General features: G+C 67.4%; 11 protein-coding genes. 9 read left to right on the top strand and 2 right to left on the bottom strand.

Translation table 11 applies throughout. From position 1 onward, the window contains the following. Positions 1-74 precede the first annotated feature (74 nt). On the top strand, positions 75-278 hold the full coding sequence (locus ACVOMM_RS14865) for a dodecin family protein (protein WP_053518657.1): 204 nt from the start codon (positions 75-77) through the stop codon (positions 276-278). Positions 279-284: 6 nt separating this feature from the next. Here the strand turns inward: ACVOMM_RS14865 and ACVOMM_RS14860 are convergent, their stop codons facing one another. Further along, the gene (locus ACVOMM_RS14860) at positions 285-1,112 is read right to left on the bottom strand and encodes a kinase (protein WP_111186370.1); all 828 of its coding nucleotides are present in this window, start codon (positions 1,110-1,112) and stop codon (positions 285-287) included. A 40-nt stretch (positions 1,113-1,152) separates the two neighbouring features. Here ACVOMM_RS14860 and pdxH point away from each other — a divergent pair, with 40 nt between their 5' ends. Together pdxH and aacA are read left to right on the top strand one after the other, a co-directional pair. Further along, a complete protein-coding gene (gene pdxH, locus ACVOMM_RS14855; RefSeq protein WP_053518654.1) occupies positions 1,153-1,752 on the top strand; it encodes a pyridoxamine 5'-phosphate oxidase in 600 nt (199 codons plus the stop codon). Further along, positions 1,749-2,216 (top strand): aminoglycoside 6'-N-acetyltransferase, encoded by a 468-nt coding sequence (aacA, locus tag ACVOMM_RS14850; RefSeq protein WP_065182632.1) that lies wholly within the window; start codon positions 1,749-1,751, stop codon positions 2,214-2,216. Before pdxH ends, aacA begins: the two co-directional genes overlap by 4 nt. Positions 2,217-2,263: 47 nt before the next feature. On the opposite strand, the gene prpR is transcribed toward aacA, so the two are convergent. Further along, on the bottom strand, positions 2,264-3,847 hold the full coding sequence (gene prpR, locus ACVOMM_RS14845; protein WP_481526452.1) for a propionate catabolism operon regulatory protein PrpR: 1,584 nt from the start codon (positions 3,845-3,847) through the stop codon (positions 2,264-2,266). 155 nt (positions 3,848-4,002) lie between these two features. On the opposite strand from prpR, the gene prpB reads away from it, so the two are divergent. From prpB to ACVOMM_RS14815, 6 genes are all read left to right on the top strand, one after another. Beyond that, the gene (gene prpB, locus ACVOMM_RS14840; RefSeq protein WP_481526451.1) at positions 4,003-4,896 is read left to right on the top strand and encodes a methylisocitrate lyase; all 894 of its coding nucleotides are present in this window, start codon (positions 4,003-4,005) and stop codon (positions 4,894-4,896) included. 36 nt (positions 4,897-4,932) lie between these two features. After that, on the top strand, positions 4,933-6,090 hold the full coding sequence (gene prpC, locus ACVOMM_RS14835; protein ID WP_053518648.1) for a bifunctional 2-methylcitrate synthase/citrate synthase: 1,158 nt from the start codon (positions 4,933-4,935) through the stop codon (positions 6,088-6,090). A gap of 98 nt (positions 6,091-6,188) precedes the next feature. Beyond that, positions 6,189-8,807: a Fe/S-dependent 2-methylisocitrate dehydratase AcnD gene (acnD, locus tag ACVOMM_RS14830; protein WP_164151582.1), complete on the top strand. Its 2,619-nt coding sequence runs from the start codon at positions 6,189-6,191 to the stop codon at positions 8,805-8,807. A gap of 51 nt (positions 8,808-8,858) precedes the next feature. Beyond that, entirely contained in the window at positions 8,859-10,043 is a 1,185-nt protein-coding gene (prpF, locus tag ACVOMM_RS14825; RefSeq protein WP_053518644.1) for a 2-methylaconitate cis-trans isomerase PrpF, read from the top strand. Between the two features lie 99 nt (positions 10,044-10,142). After that, positions 10,143-11,603: a bifunctional 2-methylcitrate dehydratase/aconitate hydratase gene (locus tag ACVOMM_RS14820; protein ID WP_481526450.1), complete on the top strand. Its 1,461-nt coding sequence runs from the start codon at positions 10,143-10,145 to the stop codon at positions 11,601-11,603. A gap of 179 nt (positions 11,604-11,782) precedes the next feature. Then, positions 11,783-16,690, top strand: coding sequence for an alpha-2-macroglobulin family protein (locus tag ACVOMM_RS14815; protein WP_481526449.1), 4,908 nt, complete (start codon positions 11,783-11,785; stop codon positions 16,688-16,690). Positions 16,691-16,723: the final 33 nt, after the last annotated feature.

Genomic DNA, 16,723 nt, shown 5'->3' with positions numbered 1-16,723 from the left:
GCCCCGGCCTTTACGTCCTTCACGTCAGGGTGGGACTTCCTGCGGGGATTCCCGCGTTCAACGGAGTACAGGCCATGTCGGTTGCCAAGGTCATCGAAATCACCGCCTCTTCGCCCACGAGCGTGGAGGATGCCGTGCGCAGCGGCCTGAAGAAGGTCTCCGGAACCGTGAAGGGCATCCAGGGGGCCTGGATCAACGAGACCAAGGTGGTCACCAATGGCAGCGGTGAGATCACCGAGTGGCGGGTCAATCTGCGGGTGACTTTCCTGGTGGAATGAGGGGCCTCAGCGCAGTGCCTGTACCTGGCGCTGCGCATCCAGCACCACCACCCGGTCGGCGAGGGCCGGCAGTGCATGCAGTGCCTGCCGGCTGACCCGCTCGAAGTACTGCACGAAGCGCTCCAGCTGCGGCCGGCTCATGCCATGCCGGCCGGGCTGAGCCGCCTGCAGGCTCTGCTCCTGCTGCCAGCGCCAGCGCGGTACCACCGAGAAGTCCGGCGGCTGCAGGAACCACAGGCGGTCACAGCGTTGCCACAATGCCGGGTAGTCGCGGCCCAGGGCCTGGTTGCACCAGTGGCGCCAGCGGCCATCGCTGTCGGCATCACGTTCAAGGGCGTTCAACGGCTGAGCCAGTTCGGATTCCTCCTGCGCCGGTGTGCCCAGGAACCAGCCTTCGAACACCAGCAGGTCCAGCGGCTTTTCCAGCCGTGGCCACTGCGCCTGTGGCAGGCGCTCGTCGGCCAGCTTGTCGAAGCGCGGCAGCGCCAGTGGTTCGCGCGCGGCGGCGGCATCGAGCAGCGCGTGGACCAGCGGCAGGTCGTGGGTGCCCGGCGGCCCCCGGGTGATCAACAGCGGATGGACCTGGCGTGCCAGCCGCTGCCGTTGCGCCCGGGTCAGGTAGACATCATCGATGGACAGCGTCGCGGCGTTCAGGCCCCGGTTCCGGGCGCGCGCCACCACCTGCTCGGCCAGCGTCGATTTGCCGCTCCCCTGCAGCCCGCTGATCGCCAATACTGGAACCGCCGCGCCGCTGCCCAGCGCATCATCCAGTGCCTGCTCGGCCAATGTCTCGGGAAATCCTTTCACCTGGGGCATATACGCAGCAGCGACCATGCCGCCACAATAGATCAATCCGTGTGAGAAGAACGCAATCATGAGCGACCTGTACGCCGAAGCCCTGTCCACGTTTGCGGCCCTGTTCGACGAGGCCAAACAGAGCCGCGAGGTCGAGCCCAACGCGATGACCGTGGCCAGTGCCGACCTGCACGGTCGTCCGTCGGCGCGCACCGTGCTGCTGAAGGCCTTCGATGAGCGTGGCTTCGTGTTCTATACCCACCTGGACAGCCACAAGGGCCAGGAGCTGCGGGCCAATCCGCAGGCGGCCCTGCTGTTCCTGTGGCGCAGCCTGCGCGAGGCCGGCATCCAGGTGCGCATCGAAGGCCGTGTCGAACAGGTGGCCGATGCGGAAGCAGACGCCTACTTCGCCAGCCGTCCGCGCATGAGCCAGATCGGCGCGTGGGCTTCGCAGCAGTCGAAGACGCTTGCAACGCGCGAAGAGTTCGATGCGCGCGTGGCCGAGGTCGAGGCACGTTTCGAGGGCAAGGACGTGCCGCGTCCGGACGGCTGGAGTGGCCTGCGCGTGGTGCCCGACCGCATCGAGTTCTGGTACGGCGCGCAGTTCCGCCTGCACGAGCGGTGGTGCTATGAAGCCGGCGCCGAGGGGCGCTGGAGCAAGCGCCTGTTGTATCCGTGAGCGGCTGCGCTGCCACGATCCGCCAGGCCACACCGGCCGATGCCGCTGCATGGTCGCAGCTGCGCGTGGGCCTGTGGCCCGACGCCGATGATCCGCTGGAGGAGCTGGCGCAGTCGCTGGCCGATCCGGAAGGTGCGGTGTTCCTGGCGTGCGCGGCTGATGGTGAGGCGGTCGGTTTCGCCGAGGTGCGCCTGCGCCACGACTATGTGAACGGCACCGGTTCCTCGCCGGTCGGGTTCCTGGAAGGCTGGTATGTAACGCCGCAGTGGCAGGGCCGCGCTGTCGGCCGTGCCCTGCTGGCGGAAGTGCAGGCGTGGACGCGGGACGCGGGCTGCAGCGAGCTGGCCTCGGACAGCCGCCTGGAGGACGTAGAGGCGCACGCGGCACACCGCGCCTGTGGCTTTGAAGAGACCGAGCGGGTGGTCTATTTCCGCATGCCGCTGGACGCGGCCACGCGGGGGTAGTGCCAATCTTGGCTGGCGGCGCGCCGCGCGGTCCGCGCTGCGCCTGCCTACAGTCCTTCCGCGCGCAGCCAGCGCCACAAGGTGGTGCGTGACACGCCGAGCACCTGGGCCATGCCTTCGCGGTCATTGCGGTGTTCCTGCAGCAGCGCCTGCAGCTGGGCCCGTGCCGGGCGCCTGCCATTGCTTTCCAGCCGCAGGGACGGGGTGCTTTCGCGCGCCAGTTCCGGCGCCAGCTGCAGCAGGCGCCCAGCGTCGATCATCCCGTCTGCCGGCTGCCAGTGGATGCGCAGGCGGTCGACCAGATTGCGCAGTTCTCTCACATTGCCCGGCCAGTCGGCGGCACCCAGCACTGCCATCGCGTCCTGGTCCAGGGGGGCGTCGATACCGCGCAGCTGGCGGAAGAAGTGCCGAGTCAGCAGCGGGATGTCAGCGCGCCGGGCACGCAGCGGGGGCAGTGCGATGCGCAGTGCCGCCAGCCGGTAGTAGAGGTCGCGCCTGAAGCTGCCGGCAGCTGCGCGATGCTCCAGCGACTGCAGCGTCGCGGCCACCACCCGCAGGTCCACGGGTGTTGGTTCGGTGGCGCCGACGCGCAGCACTTCACGTTCTTCCAGTACGCGCAGCAGGCGGGTCTGCAGCGGCAAGGGCAGCTCGCCGATCTCGTCAAGGAACAGTGTGCCGCCATCGGCCGCTTCGACCAGGCCGACCCGGCCGCCACGACGTGCGCCCGTGAAGGCGCCATCGCTGTAGCCGAACAGTTCGGCTTCCAGCAGCGATTCGCTGATCGCGCCGCAGTTCAGCGCGACGAAACGACCGCGCCGGCCGCTGGCGGCGTGCAGTTGCCGTGCCACCAGTTCCTTGCCGGTACCGGTCTCGCCGGTGACCAGCACGGTGCTGTCGTGCGGTGCATAGAGCGCGATCTGTGCGCGCACCTGCGCCATCGCCACGCTGTCGCCGAGCAGCGCGTATGCATCGCCGCGCGGGGCGGCACTGCGCCGCGTGGTGGGGCGTGGACCCACCGAGCGTGCCAGGGTCTGGGTCAGTTCCAGCGCATGCTCGAAGGCCTGCCGCACCGAGTCGGCCGAATACAGCAGCACGCCCGGCAGCCCGGCCTGCTCGGCATGGTCGATGGCCATCCCGGTGCCGACGATCACTTCGATGCCGTTGGCACGCAGATCGGCGATGCAGTCGCGCGCATCTTCGCGGGTGACGAAGCGGCGGTGCTCGATATCCAGGCCGAAGCTCTGCTGGAAGCCGCTGAACACCGGCACGTCGCTGGCATGGGTGACCAGGCCGATGCGTGCGGCGATGCGGCGCGCGCGCGCCAGAGCCTCCATCAGGTCGAAGCCGTTGGCCTGGATCGGCACCAGCGGCAGGTCGAGCCGACTGCGCAGCCAGGCCGCGTTCGAGCCACCGGCAATCACCACGTCGCAGTGCTCGCGGCGCAGGCGTTGGCCGATCACCTCCACTGCCTCTTCGAAGCCGAGGTTGATCTGTTCGATGCGCGCGCGGCGGTCGAACTCGGGAATGACGTCACCCAGCAGGCCGGTCAGCCGCGAAACGCTGACCGTCCAGATCACCGGGCGACCGGGGTCGGCGTCGGCATGGCGCAGGGGCGAGCGGGGCAGGTACATGGGGCGGACACCAGCACGGGAGTGTTTCATGATACATCTGTTTCAATGTTTCATATGTTTCATCGCTGTTAGCCGATCATGCCTTTGAAATCAATCGCTTGCAGCTTGGCATGGTGCTTGCGCCTGCCCACCTGTTCCTCAACATGGATTGCCGCATGACCGCTTCCGCCCCTTCTTCCGCCGGTGCCCGCTTCCGCGAGGCTCTGGCCGCCGAATCGCCGCTGCAGGTGATCGGTGCGATCAACGCCAACCACGCCCTGCTGGCCAAGCGCGCCGGCTTCCGCGCCATCTACCTGTCCGGCGGTGGTGTTGCCGCAGGCTCGCTGGGCCTGCCGGACCTGGGCATCAACACCCTGGAAGACGTGCTGGTGGACGTGCGCCGCATCACCGACGTCTGCGACCTGCCGCTGATGGTGGACATCGATACCGGCTTCGGACCCAGCGCGTTCAACATCGCGCGCACCGTGAAGTCGCTGATCAAGGCCGGCGCGGCCGCCTGCCACATCGAGGACCAGGTCGGCGCCAAGCGCTGTGGTCACCGTCCCGGCAAGGAGATCGTTTCGCAGGGTGAGATGGTCGACCGCGTGAAGGCCGCCGCTGATGCAAAGACCGATCCGGATTTCTTCCTGATCGCACGCACCGATGCCATCCAGGTGGATGGCGTGGACAAGGCCATCGAGCGCGCCATCGCCTGTGTCGAAGCGGGCGCTGATGGCATCTTCGCCGAGGCTGCCTACGATCTGGACACCTACCGCCGCTTCGTCGATGCAGTGAAGGTGCCGGTGCTGGCCAACATCACCGAATTCGGTGCGACGCCGCTGTTCAGCCGCGACGAGCTGGCCTCGGCCGGGGTCGCCATCCAGCTGTTGCCGCTGTCGGCGTTCCGCGCGGCGAACAAGGCGGCGGAGAACGTCTACCAGGCGGTGCGCCGCGACGGTCACCAGCGCAGCGTGGTCGACGCCATGCAGACCCGCGAAGAACTGTACGACCGCATCGGCTACCACGCGTTCGAGCAGCAGCTCGACGCACTGTTCGCCGCCAAGAAATAAGCAGTACCCTGCACCATCAAGTTTTCGGAGGGAAACATGAACGATACGACCGCAACCCCGACCTTCAAGCCGAAGAAGTCCGTCGCCCTGTCCGGCACTGCCGCCGGCAACACCGCGCTGTGCAGCGTCGGTCGCAGCGGCAATGACCTGCACTACCGTGGCTACGACATCCTGGATCTGGCCAACACCAGCGAATTCGAGGAAATCGCGTACCTGCTGGTGCACGGCAAGCTGCCGACCCGCGCCGAGCTGGTTTCGTACAAGGCCAAGCTGAAGTCGCTGCGTGGCATCCCGGCCGCGGTGAAAGCCGCGCTGGAAGAACTGCCGCCGTCGGCACACCCGATGGATGTGATGCGCACCGGCGTGTCGGTGCTCGGCTGCGTGGCGCCGGAAAAGGATGACCACAACCATCCGGGTGCACGCGACATCGCCGACAAGCTGATGGCCTGCCTCGGCTCGATGCTGCTGTACTGGTACCACTGGAGCCACAACGGCCGCGCCATCGACGTGGAAACCGATGACGATTCCATCGGTGGCCACTTCCTGCACCTGCTGCACGGCGAGAAGCCACAGGATTCGTGGGTGAAGGCGATGCACACCTCGCTGATCCTGTACGCAGAGCACGAGTTCAATGCGTCCACCTTCACCTGCCGTGTCATCGCCGGTACCGGCAGCGACATGTACAGTGCGATCTGCGGTGGCATCGGCGCGCTGCGCGGCCCCAAGCATGGCGGCGCCAACGAAGTGGCCTTCGAGGTGCAGAAGCGCTACGACAGCCCGGATGAGGCCGAAGAGGACATCAAGGCCCGCGTCGAGCGCAAGGAAGTGGTGATCGGCTTCGGCCACCCGGTGTACACCGTGTCCGACCCGCGCAACAAGGTGATCAAGGACGTCGCCCGTGAGCTGTCCGAAGAGCAGTCGAGCATGAAGATGTACGACATCGCCGAGCGCCTGGAGACGGTGATGTGGGACATCAAGAAAATGTTCCCGAACCTGGACTGGTTCAGCGCCGTCAGCTACCACATGATGGGCGTGCCGACCGCGATGTTCACCCCGCTGTTCGTCATCGCCCGCACCGCCGGCTGGAGCGCGCACATCGTCGAGCAGCGCATCGACGGCAAGATCATCCGTCCGAGCGCGAACTACATCGGCCCGGAAGATCGCGAGTTCGTGGCCATCGACAAGCGCGCCTGACCGCCGCGTGATCCATCCATCCGGTCGGCCAGGTGCTGGCCGGATGCCTTCATTGCCGCTCGCCGGCATCCGGCCCGCCCCAAGCATTCCGCCAGCCCATGAATACCGATTACCGCAAGACCCTCCCCGGCACCCCGCTGGACTACTTCGATGCGCGCGCTGCGGTCGATGCGATCCAGCCCGGCGCCTACGCCACGCTGCCGTATGTCTCGCGCGTGCTGGCCGAGAACCTGGTACGGCGTTGCGATCCGGCGATGCTCACCGCCTCGCTGACGCAGCTGATCGAACGTCGCCGCGACCTGGATTTTCCCTGGTTCCCGGCGCGCGTGGTGTGCCATGACATTCTCGGTCAGACCGCGCTGGTGGATCTCGCCGGCCTGCGCGATGCGATCGCCGACAAGGGCGGCGATCCGGCCAAGGTCAACCCGGTGGTGCCGGTACAGCTGATCGTTGATCACTCGCTGGCGGTGGAGTGCGGTGGTTTCGATCCGCAGGCATTCGAGAAGAACCGCGCCATCGAGGATCGCCGCAACGAGGATCGCTTCCATTTCATCGACTGGACCAAGCGGGCGTTCCAGAACGTGGATGTGATTCCGCCGGGCAACGGCATCATGCACCAGATCAACCTGGAGAAGATGTCGCCGGTGATCTACGTGCAGGACGGCGTGGCCTTCCCGGATACCTGCGTGGGCACCGACAGCCATACGCCGCACGTCGATGCGCTGGGCGTGATCGCCATCGGTGTCGGCGGCCTGGAGGCCGAGAACGTGATGCTCGGCCGCGCGTCGTGGATGCGCCTGCCCGACATCATCGGCGTGGAACTGACCGGTCGGCCACAGCCAGGGATCACCGCCACCGACGTGGTGCTGGCCCTGACCGAGTTCCTGCGCAAGGAACGCGTGGTGGGCGCCTGGCTTGAATTCTTCGGCGAGGGTGCGGCCGCGCTGACCATCGGTGACCGTGCCACCATCTCCAACATGTGCCCGGAATACGGCGCGACCGCGGCGATGTTCTACATCGACGGGCAGACCATCGATTACCTGCGCCTGACCGGCCGCGAGGAATCGCAGGTGGCGCTGGTGGAGAACTACGCACGCAGCACCGGTCTGTGGGCCGATGCGCTGGCCACGGCGCAGTACGAGCGCGTGCTGCGCTTCGACCTGTCCAGCGTGGTCCGCAACATGGCGGGCCCGAGCAATCCGCATCGCCGCCTGCCGGTGGCCGAGCTGGCCGAGCGCGGCATCGCCGACGCAGCCAAGCTCGATGCCGGCAAGGCCGAGCAGCTGCGGGGCCTGATGCCTGATGGCGCGGTGATCATCGCCGCCATTACCAGCTGCACCAACACCTCCAACCCGCGCAACGTGATCGCCGCCGGCCTGCTGGCGCGCAAGGCCAACGAGCGCGGCCTGCTGCGCAAGCCGTGGGTCAAGTCGTCGCTGGCCCCGGGTTCAAAGGCGGTGCAGCTGTATCTGGAAGAGGCCGGCCTGCTGCCGGAGCTGGAAAAGCTCGGCTTCGGCATCGTCGCGTTCGCCTGCACCACGTGCAACGGCATGAGCGGTGCGCTGGATCCGGCGATCCAGCAGGAAATCATCGACCGCGACCTGTATGCCACGGCCGTGCTGTCGGGTAACCGCAACTTCGATGGCCGCATCCATCCTTACGCAAAGCAGGCCTTCCTGGCATCGCCGCCGCTGGTGATCGCCTACGCCATTGCCGGCACCATGCGCTTCGACATCGAGAAGGACGTGCTTGGCGTGGACGCCGACGGCAACGAGGTGCGCCTGAAGGACATCTGGCCGAGCGATGCCGAGATCGATGCAGTGGTGAAGGCGGCGGTGAAGCCCGAGCAGTTCCGCAGCGTCTACAACCCGATGTTCAACGTGCGCGTGGAGCAGGGTGCGGCGGTCAGTCCGCTGTACGACTGGCGCCCGCAGAGCACCTACATCCGCCGCCCGCCGTACTGGGAGGGGGCGCTGGCCGGTGAACGCACGCTGGCGGGCATGCGCGCGCTGGCGGTGCTGCCGGACAACATCACCACCGACCACCTGTCGCCGTCCAACGCGATCCTGGCCTCCAGTGCCGCCGGCGAATACCTGGCGAAGATGGGCCTGCCGGAAGAGGACTTCAATTCCTACGCAACCCACCGCGGCGACCATCTGACCGCGCAGCGCGCCACCTTCGCCAACCCGAAACTGTTCAACGAGATGGTGCGCAACGACGACGGCAGCGTGAAGCAGGGCTCGCTGGCGCGGGTGGAGCCGGAGGGCAAGGTGATGCGCATGTGGGAGGCGATCGAGACCTACATGGAGCGCAAGCAGCCGCTGATCATCATCGCCGGTGCCGACTACGGCCAGGGCAGCTCGCGTGACTGGGCGGCGAAGGGCGTGCGCCTGGCCGGCGTGGAAGCGATCGCGGCGGAAGGCTTCGAGCGCATCCACCGCACCAACCTGATCGGCATGGGCGTGCTGCCGCTGGAGTTCAAGCCGGGCACCACCCGGCTGACCCTGGGCATCGACGGTACCGAGACCTTCGACGTGGTGGGCGAGCGCACGCCGCGCGCCGACCTGACCCTGGTCATCCACCGCCGCGATGGGCAGGACATCATCGTGCCGGTCACCTGTCGCCTGGACAGCGACGAGGAAGTGGCGATCTACGAAGCGGGCGGTGTACTGCAGCGCTTCGCCCAGGATTTCCTCGAAGGTGCCCGGGTGGCATGAGACAACCGACGGCCCGGCAACGGGCCGTCTTTCATTGCAAGGAGCCGTTCCATGAGCTTTCTTCCGCAACTCCGCATTGCCGCCACCTACATGCGCGGTGGCACCAGCAAGGGCGTGTTCTTCCGCCTGCAGGACCTGCCCGCAGCCGCACAGGTGCCGGGCCCGGCACGTGATGCGCTGCTGATGCGCGTGATCGGGTCGCCCGATCCCTATGGCAAGCACACCGATGGCATGGGCGGGGCCACGTCCAGCACCAGCAAGTGCGTGATCATCTCCAGTGCGTCCGTGCCCGATCACGATGTGGACTATCTGTACGGCCAGGTTTCGATCGACACCGCGTTCGTCGACTGGAGCGGCAACTGTGGCAACCTCAGCACTGCGGTGGGTCCGTTCGCCATCGCCAACGGCCTGATCGATCCGGCCCGGGTGCCGCGCGACGGCCTGTGCACCGTGCGCATCTGGCAAGCCAACATCGGCAAGACCATCATCGCCCACGTGCCGATGCGCAATGGCGAGGTGCAGGAGATCGGTGATTTCGAGCTGGATGGCGTGACCTTCCCGGCCGCCGAGATCCAGCTTGAGTTCATAGATCCCTCCGATGATGGCGACGCGGGCGCGATGTTCCCGACCGGCAACCTGGTCGATACCCTGGATGTGCCGGGCGTGGGCAGTTTCGAGGTGACGATGATCACCGCCGGCATCCCGACCATCTTCCTCAATGCGGCCGATCTGGGCTACAGCGGTACCGAGCTGCAGCCGGCGATCAACGACGACAAGGCTGCCCTGCAGAAGTTCGAGAGCATCCGTGCACACGGTGCGCTGCGCATGGGCCTGATCTCGACGCTGGAAGAGGCGGCGACCCGCCAGCACACGCCGAAAGTGGCGTTCGTGGCACCGGCGCAGGACTATGTATCGTCCAGCGGCAAGGCAATCCCGGCATCGGCCATCGATCTGCATGCGCGTGCGCTGTCGATGGGCAAGCTGCACCACGCGATGATGGGCACTGCCGCTGTGGCGATCGGTACCGCTGCTGCGATTCCGGGCACGCTGGTCAACCGTGCCGCCGGCGGTGGCCAGCGCGAGGCGGTGACCTTCGGGCATCCGTCCGGCACGCTGCGCGTGGGCGCCCAGGCCGGTCTCGTTGACGGCCAGTGGACAGTGACCAAGGCCATCATGAGCCGCAGCGCCCGTGTATTGATGGAAGGCAGCGTGCGGGTACCGGCCGACACCTTGTAACGCGGGACCATGGCGGTAGCGCCGGGCCATGCCCGGCGAGCGCGGCAGGGCCCGCCCATGAACCGCCGGGCGTGGTCCGGCGTTAGCGGAGAACAGACGATGTCCGACAGCCACACCCCGTCCAACGAACGTGCCGCGTGGGATGCGCTGCTGGTGGACATCGTCGATTACGTGCGCGACGTGCGCATCGACTCGCCACTGGCATTCCAGACCGCGCATTACTGCCTGCTGGATACCCTCGGTTGCGGCCTGGAAGCGCTGTCCTTCCCGGCCTGCAGCAAGCTGCTCGGGCCCCTGGTGCCGGGCATCAGCGTGACCAACGGCGCGCGCGTGCCGGGAACGCACTACGTGCTGGATCCGGTGCAGGCGGCGTTCAATATCGGCGCGATGGTGCGCTGGCTCGACTTCAACGACACTTGGCTGGCCGCCGAGTGGGGTCATCCGTCGGATAATCTCGGCGGCATCCTGGCCGTCTGCGATTGGCTGGGGCGCAATGCCGCGGCCCTGCGTCGTCCACCGCCGACCGTGCACGACGTGCTGGTGGCGATGATCAAGGCGCACGAGATCCAGGGCGTGCTGGCTCTGGAGAATTCCTTCAACCGGGTCGGGCTGGACCACGTGGTGCTGGTGAAGGTCGCCACCACCGCCGTGGTCGCCCGCCTGCTTGGGCTGGATCGCGAGCGCATGCTCAATGCGCTGTCGCTGGCCTGGGTCGATGGCCAGGCGCTGCGGACCTACCGGCATGCGCCCAACACCGGTTCGCGCAAGAGCTGGGCCGCCGGCGATGCCACCAGTCGCGGCGTGCGCCTGGCGCTGATGGCGGCCAGCGGCGAGATGGGGTATCCCAGCGTGTTGAGCGCTCCCACCTGGGGCTTCGAAGCGGTCTCCATGCATGGTCAGGCGGTGACGCTGGGGCGGCCGCTGGGCAGCTACGTGATGGAGAACGTGCTGTTCAAGATCAGTTTTCCCGCCGAGTTCCACGGCCAGACCGCGGTGGAGGCCGCGGTCGCGCTGCACGCGCAGCTGCGGGCAGGCGGGCGCAGCGTCGATGACATCGCGCATATCGCCATCCGCACGCAGGAGGCCTGCATCCGCATCATCGACAAGCGCGGCCCGCTGCACAATCCGGCCGACCGCGACCACTGCGTGCAGTACATGGTCGCCATCGCGCTGCTGCATGGGCGGCTGGTGGCTGAGGACTACGAGGACGATGTTGCTGCTGACCCCCGCATCGATGCGCTGCGCGCGCGAATGACCTGCCACGAAGACCCGCAGCTCAGCGCGGATTACCTGGACCCGGACAAGCGCAGCATCGCCAACGGCCTGACCGTCCGCTTCAACGACGGCAGCGAACTGCCGGAGGTCCTGGTCGAGTACCCGCTCGGCCACGCCCGGCGACGCGACGAGGGCATGCCCCTGTTGATGGACAAGTTCCGGCGGCATCTGGCCCATCGGTTCCCCACCACCCAGCAGCAGCGCATCCTGGCGGCCTCGCTGGACCCGGTGGCGCTGGCGGCCATGCCGGTGACCGACTACGTGGATCTGTACCGGCCGGGGTAGGGCGCGCCTTGGTAGGTGCCAACCTTGGTTGGCACGGGCCCAACGCCAACCAAGGTCGGCCGCTACCGGGACCGCCGGGCATGGCCCGGCGCTACCGTTCCGATGTGTTCCTGCCGGATCCGCGCCAACACCTTGACGCGGCGCGCCTATAATGGCCGCCTCGATCAAGGAGTGACGACATGAGCGGTCCGGCACGGCGCAAGCGGTGGGGATGGGCGGCGGCGGTACTGGCAGGAGGCCTGTTGCTGGGTCTGGCCGGTTGCCGCAACGACAGCGGGCAGCTGCCTAAGGCCAGTGGCGAGGCCATTGCCACCCAGGCCGAGCAGGTGAAGGATTTCACCCTGTTGCGCGCCTACCCGGACCAGAAGAATGACGGCCTGTCGCTGGCGCTGGAGTTCTCGCGCCCGCTGGTCGGCACGCAGGATTTCGACACGCTGGTGCGCTTCGAGGAGAAGGTCGGCACCGACGACAGCAGCTGGACCCTGTCCGATGACGGACTGACCCTGCGCTATCCGTTCGTCGAAGCCGGCAAGGAGTTCAGCCTGGTGGTATCGCCGGACCTGCTGGCCGCCGATGGCAGCCGGCTGGGCAAGGAGCTGAAGCAGAAGGTGTTCAGTGGCGAATTGAAGCCGGTGGCCGGCTTCGCCTCGCAGGGCAGCGTGCTGCCGGCCAAGGACAGCCGCGGCCTGCCCGTTGTCTCCGTGAATGTTCCCGAGGTCGACGTCGAGTTCCTGCGCGTGCGCGAGAAGGATCTGCCGACCTTCTTCAGCCAGTACCAGCGCGGCGGCCGTCGTGGCAGCTGGGAACTGAGCAGCGACTACGAGCGCAGCCCGATCAATGCGTTGGCCGAGCCGGTCTACGTCAACCGCTTCATCCTCGGCGGCAAGCAGAACGAGCGGGTGCTGACCTACCTGCCAACCCAGGACATCAAGGAGCTGCAGGAGCCGGGCCTGTACTTCGCACTGCTCAAGCGCACGGGCGATTACGAGGGCGAGTTCGACACCGCGTTCTTCTCGGTCAGCGACATCGGCCTGCACACGCGCGCCTACAAGGACAAGCTGTTCGTCCACACCGCCGGACTGAAGGACGGAGCACCGCTGAAGAACGTCGAGCTGCGCGTGCTCGACGGCAAAGGCGAGGTGGTGCTCAAGGGCAGTACCGATGGCAACGGCAATGCGCTGCTGAACTACACGCTCGACGCCACCCACGTGCTGGTGGCCAGCAGTGGTCGCGACACCAGCTTCCTGCCCTTCAACCAGCCGGCCCTGGACCTGAGCGAGTTTGCCGTTGCCGGCCGTGACAATGCCTGGTTCGATGTCTACGCATGGTCCGGCCGCGACCTCTATCGGCCGGGCGAGACCGTGCGCCTGTCCGCGCTGCTGCGCGACAATGATGGCAAGCCGGTCAAGTCGCAGCCGGTGTTCCTCCGCCTGAAGCAGCCCGACGGCAAGACCTTCCGCGAGACCCGCCTGCAGCCGGGCGAGCAGGGCTACATCGCCTTCGAGCAGGTCATCCCGGCCGAGGCGCCGACAGGACGCTGGCAGGTGGAGTTCCGTACCGATCCGGCCAGCAAGGAAGCGATCCAGGGCATGACCCTGCGCATCGAAGAGTTCCTGCCCGAACGGATGAAGCTGGACCTGGACAGCCCGCAGAAGACGCTCAAGCCGGGCGAAGATCTTCGTCTGCAGGCCGATGGCGCGTATCTGTACGGCGCGCCGGCTGACGGCAACCGCTTCACCGCGCGCCTGGCCGTGGCAGCCGAACAGCAGCCGGTCGAGGGATTGCCGGGCTACTTCTTCGGCGACCCGACCCTGCAGCTGCCGCGCGAGGCCAAGGACGTGATCGACACGACGCTGCCGGCCAACGGCCAGCTGCGCGAGGACGTGACGCTTCCGGAAGAAGCAGCCAAGGCCAAGGCGCCGATCGCGGTGGTGCTGTCCGGCAGCCTGTACGAGACCGGTGGGCGGACCGTGACCCGCACCCTGAAGCGGGTGATGTGGCCGGCCAATGCACTGGTCGGCGTGCGTCCGCTGTTCAACCCCGACGATGGTGCCGACTCCAACAGCAACGCACGCTTCGAACTGGTGCGCGTGGACGCGGCCGGCCGGCCGCAGCCGGCCAAGGGCCTGAAGATCACCCTGGTGCGCGAGCTGCGTGACTATCACTGGACCTTCAACGACAACCGTTGGGATTACGATTTCACCCGTCGGTTCGAGAACAAGGAAACCCGCACGGTCGATGCCGGCAGCAGCGCGGTGGCGTTCGATGTCCCGGTCGAGTGGGGCGAGTACCGGGTGGACGTGTTCGATCCGGGCACCGGCCTGACCAGTCGCTATCCGTTCCGTGCCGGCTGGAGCTGGGGCGATGACAATCGCGGTCTCGATGCGCGTCCGGACAAGGTCAAGCTGGGCCTGGACAAGACCGGCTACAAGGCGGGCGATACGCTGCAGGTGACGGTGACGCCGCCGCATGCCGGCAAGGGCATCCTGATGGTCGAGACCGATCGCATGCTGTACGTGCAGGACATCGACGCCAAACCCGGTGCCACCTTCAACATCCCGGTCACCGCTGACTGGGAGCGCCACGATGTCTACATCACCGCGCTGGTGTTCCGGGGCGGCAGTGCGCCGAGCAAGATCACCCCGGCGCGCGCTGTCGGCGTGGTGCACGTACCGATGGACCGCAGGGGCCGCACCGTGGCCGTCGGCCTGGTGGCGCCGAAGCAGATGCGCCCGGAACAGGATCTGCCGGTGACGGTCAGCGCACCGCAGCTGGCCGGCAAGGCCGCGCACGTCACCGTGTCGGCGGTGGATGTGGGCATCCTCAACATCACCCGTTTCCCCGTGCCCGATGCCGGCGCGCACTTCTTCGCCCAGCGCCGCCTCGGCATCGATGCCTATGACATCTACAGCCGGGTGATCGAGAGCTTCGACGGCGGCGCCGGCAAGCTGAAGTTCGGCGGTGACATGGCGCTGCAGTCCCTGCCTCAGGCCAAGCGGCCGACCGCGCGCGTGCAGACCGTGGATCTGTTCTCCGGCCCGGTACAGCTTGATGCCAAGGGCAATGCCCGCATCCGCCTCAAGGTGCCGGACTTCAACGGCACGCTGCGCGTGTCGGCGCTGGTGTACAGCGATGACCAGTACGGCAAGCGCGACGTGGAAACGGTGGTGCGCGCACCGATCCTGGCCGAGGCCAGCATGCCGCGCGTGCTCGCCCCGGGCGACCGCAGCACCGTGACGCTGGACGTGCGGAACTTCACCGGCAAGCCCGGCCAGTTCAACGTGCGCGTGGACAGCGAGGGACCGCTGGCCCTGGGCGAGGGCAGCCGCAGCGTGCAGCTCAACGCCGATGCGAAGACCACGCTGAGCTTCCCGCTGTCGGCACGCGAAGGCCACAGCGTGGCCAAGGTGCGGGTGCGTGTGGAGGGCAATGGCTTCAAGGCCGACCGCCGCTACGACCTGCCGGTGCGTGCGGCATGGCCGCAGGTGCTGCGCTCGCAGGTACGCACGCTCGACCCGCTGGCGGCGGTCAGCCTCGACAGCGGTCTGGCCGATGGCCTGATGTCCGAGTCGGTCAATGCGCGCCTGCTGGTCAGCCCGCTGCCCCCGATTCCGTTTGCCAGTGCTCTGCAGGGCGCGCTGAATTACCCGTATGGCTGCGCCGAGCAGACCACCAGCAAGGGCTACGCTGCGCTGATCCTGGATCAGGCCACGTCGTCGATGCTCGGCGCAGACGGCCTGGATGCCAAGACCCGCCGCGAACGCATGGAGGGCGCGTTCGGCCGCCTGGCGTCGATGCAGGTGGCCAACGGCAACTTCTCGATGTGGGGCGACGATGGTTATGTGAACCCGTGGCTGACCCCGTACATCGCCGAGTTCCTGCTTGATGCCCGGGATGCCGGCTTCGCCGTACCGGACAACGTGCTGCAGAAGGCACTGAACCGTCTCAGCGAGGATCTGCTGTCCGGCGGCAACCCGTTCTACGGGCAGGACGAGCGCGAGAAACTGAAGTTCGCCAACCAGGCGTATTCCGGCTACGTGCTGGCCCGGGTCAACCGTGCGCCGCTGGGTACGCTGCGCACGCTGTACGACAACGAGCGCAGCAAGGCGGTTGGCGGCCTGTCGCTGGTCCACCTGGGCGTGGCGCTGTCGCTGCAGGGCGACGCCAAGCGTGGCCAGGCCGCGTTGGAAGCTGCCTTCGCCAAGTCCAGCAGCGAGCGCCCGTCGTATTTCGGCGACTACGGCAGCGCGATCCGTGATGATGCGCTGATGATCGCGCTGACCCACGAGAACAAGCTGGCGAAGCCGGCATGGGATGCGCGTGCGGTTGATCTCGGCCGCGGCCTGGATGCGCGCCGCAACGCCGGCTGGATGTGGCTGAGCACGCAGGAGCAGGTCGCCATTGCCCGCCTCGGCAAGGCGCTGGCGGCCAACCAGAAGGCACTGGTGGCCGGCGAGCTGGTGATCGGTGGCAACAGTGAATCGATCAGCGAGCGCAAGCTGTTCGGCCGCACCTTCAGCGCCAGCGAACTGGCCAGCGGAGTGCGCTTCACTCCGCAGGGCCAGCCCCCGATGTTCGCCAGCATCGATGTGGCGGGCATCCCGCGCAGTGCGCCCGCGCCGGACAACAGTGTGATCGGTGTCGAGCGCAGCTACTTCGGTACCGACGGCAAGCCGTGGTCGCCGCGCCCGCTGAAGGAAGGCGAAGCGCTGATCGTGCGGGTCACCGTCAGTGCCGACACCACCATGCCGGATGCGCTGCTGACCGACCTGCTGCCGGCCGGCCTGGAGATCGAGAACTTCAACCTGGGCGATGCGAAGCAGTGGGCGGACGTGGTCGTCGATGGCATCACCATCAGCGACCGCGGTGACGCGGCCGATACCAAGCATGAGGAGTTCCGCGACGACCGCTACGTGGCAGCGCTCAAGCTCTCGCGCGGCGGAAAGGCCAATGTGTTCTACCTGGTGCGTGCGGTGACCCCGGGCACCTACTCGGTGCCGCCGCCGCTGGTGGAAGACATGTACCGGCCGCAGCTGCGTGGCGTCGGCCGCAGCAACCCGACCACGATCACGGTGGTGCAGCCGTGACCGCGCGGACGGGCCGCGACGGCGCGGCCCGTC

The organism is Stenotrophomonas sp. STEN009, assembly GCF_056760395.1.
This window is presented reverse-complemented; position numbering and strand designations above follow the sequence as displayed.

Bases quoted from the DNA above. Each gene is read 5' to 3' on its own strand.
- ACVOMM_RS14865 (WP_053518657.1), top strand. From the start codon at position 75: ATGTCGGTTGCCAAGGTCATCGAAATCACCGCCTCTTCGCCCACGAGC.
- ACVOMM_RS14860 (WP_111186370.1), bottom strand. From the start codon at position 1,112: ATGGTCGCTGCTGCGTATATGCCCCAGGTGAAAGGATTTCCCGAGACA.
- pdxH (WP_053518654.1), top strand. From the start codon at position 1,153: ATGAGCGACCTGTACGCCGAAGCCCTGTCCACGTTTGCGGCCCTGTTC.
- prpR (WP_481526452.1), bottom strand. From the start codon at position 3,847: ATGTACCTGCCCCGCTCGCCCCTGCGCCATGCCGACGCCGACCCCGGT.
- prpB (WP_481526451.1), top strand. From the start codon at position 4,003: ATGACCGCTTCCGCCCCTTCTTCCGCCGGTGCCCGCTTCCGCGAGGCT.
- prpC (WP_053518648.1), top strand. From the start codon at position 4,933: ATGAACGATACGACCGCAACCCCGACCTTCAAGCCGAAGAAGTCCGTC.
- acnD (WP_164151582.1), top strand. From the start codon at position 6,189: ATGAATACCGATTACCGCAAGACCCTCCCCGGCACCCCGCTGGACTAC.
- prpF (WP_053518644.1), top strand. From the start codon at position 8,859: ATGAGCTTTCTTCCGCAACTCCGCATTGCCGCCACCTACATGCGCGGT.
- ACVOMM_RS14820 (WP_481526450.1), top strand. From the start codon at position 10,143: ATGTCCGACAGCCACACCCCGTCCAACGAACGTGCCGCGTGGGATGCG.
- ACVOMM_RS14815 (WP_481526449.1), top strand. From the start codon at position 11,783: ATGAGCGGTCCGGCACGGCGCAAGCGGTGGGGATGGGCGGCGGCGGTA.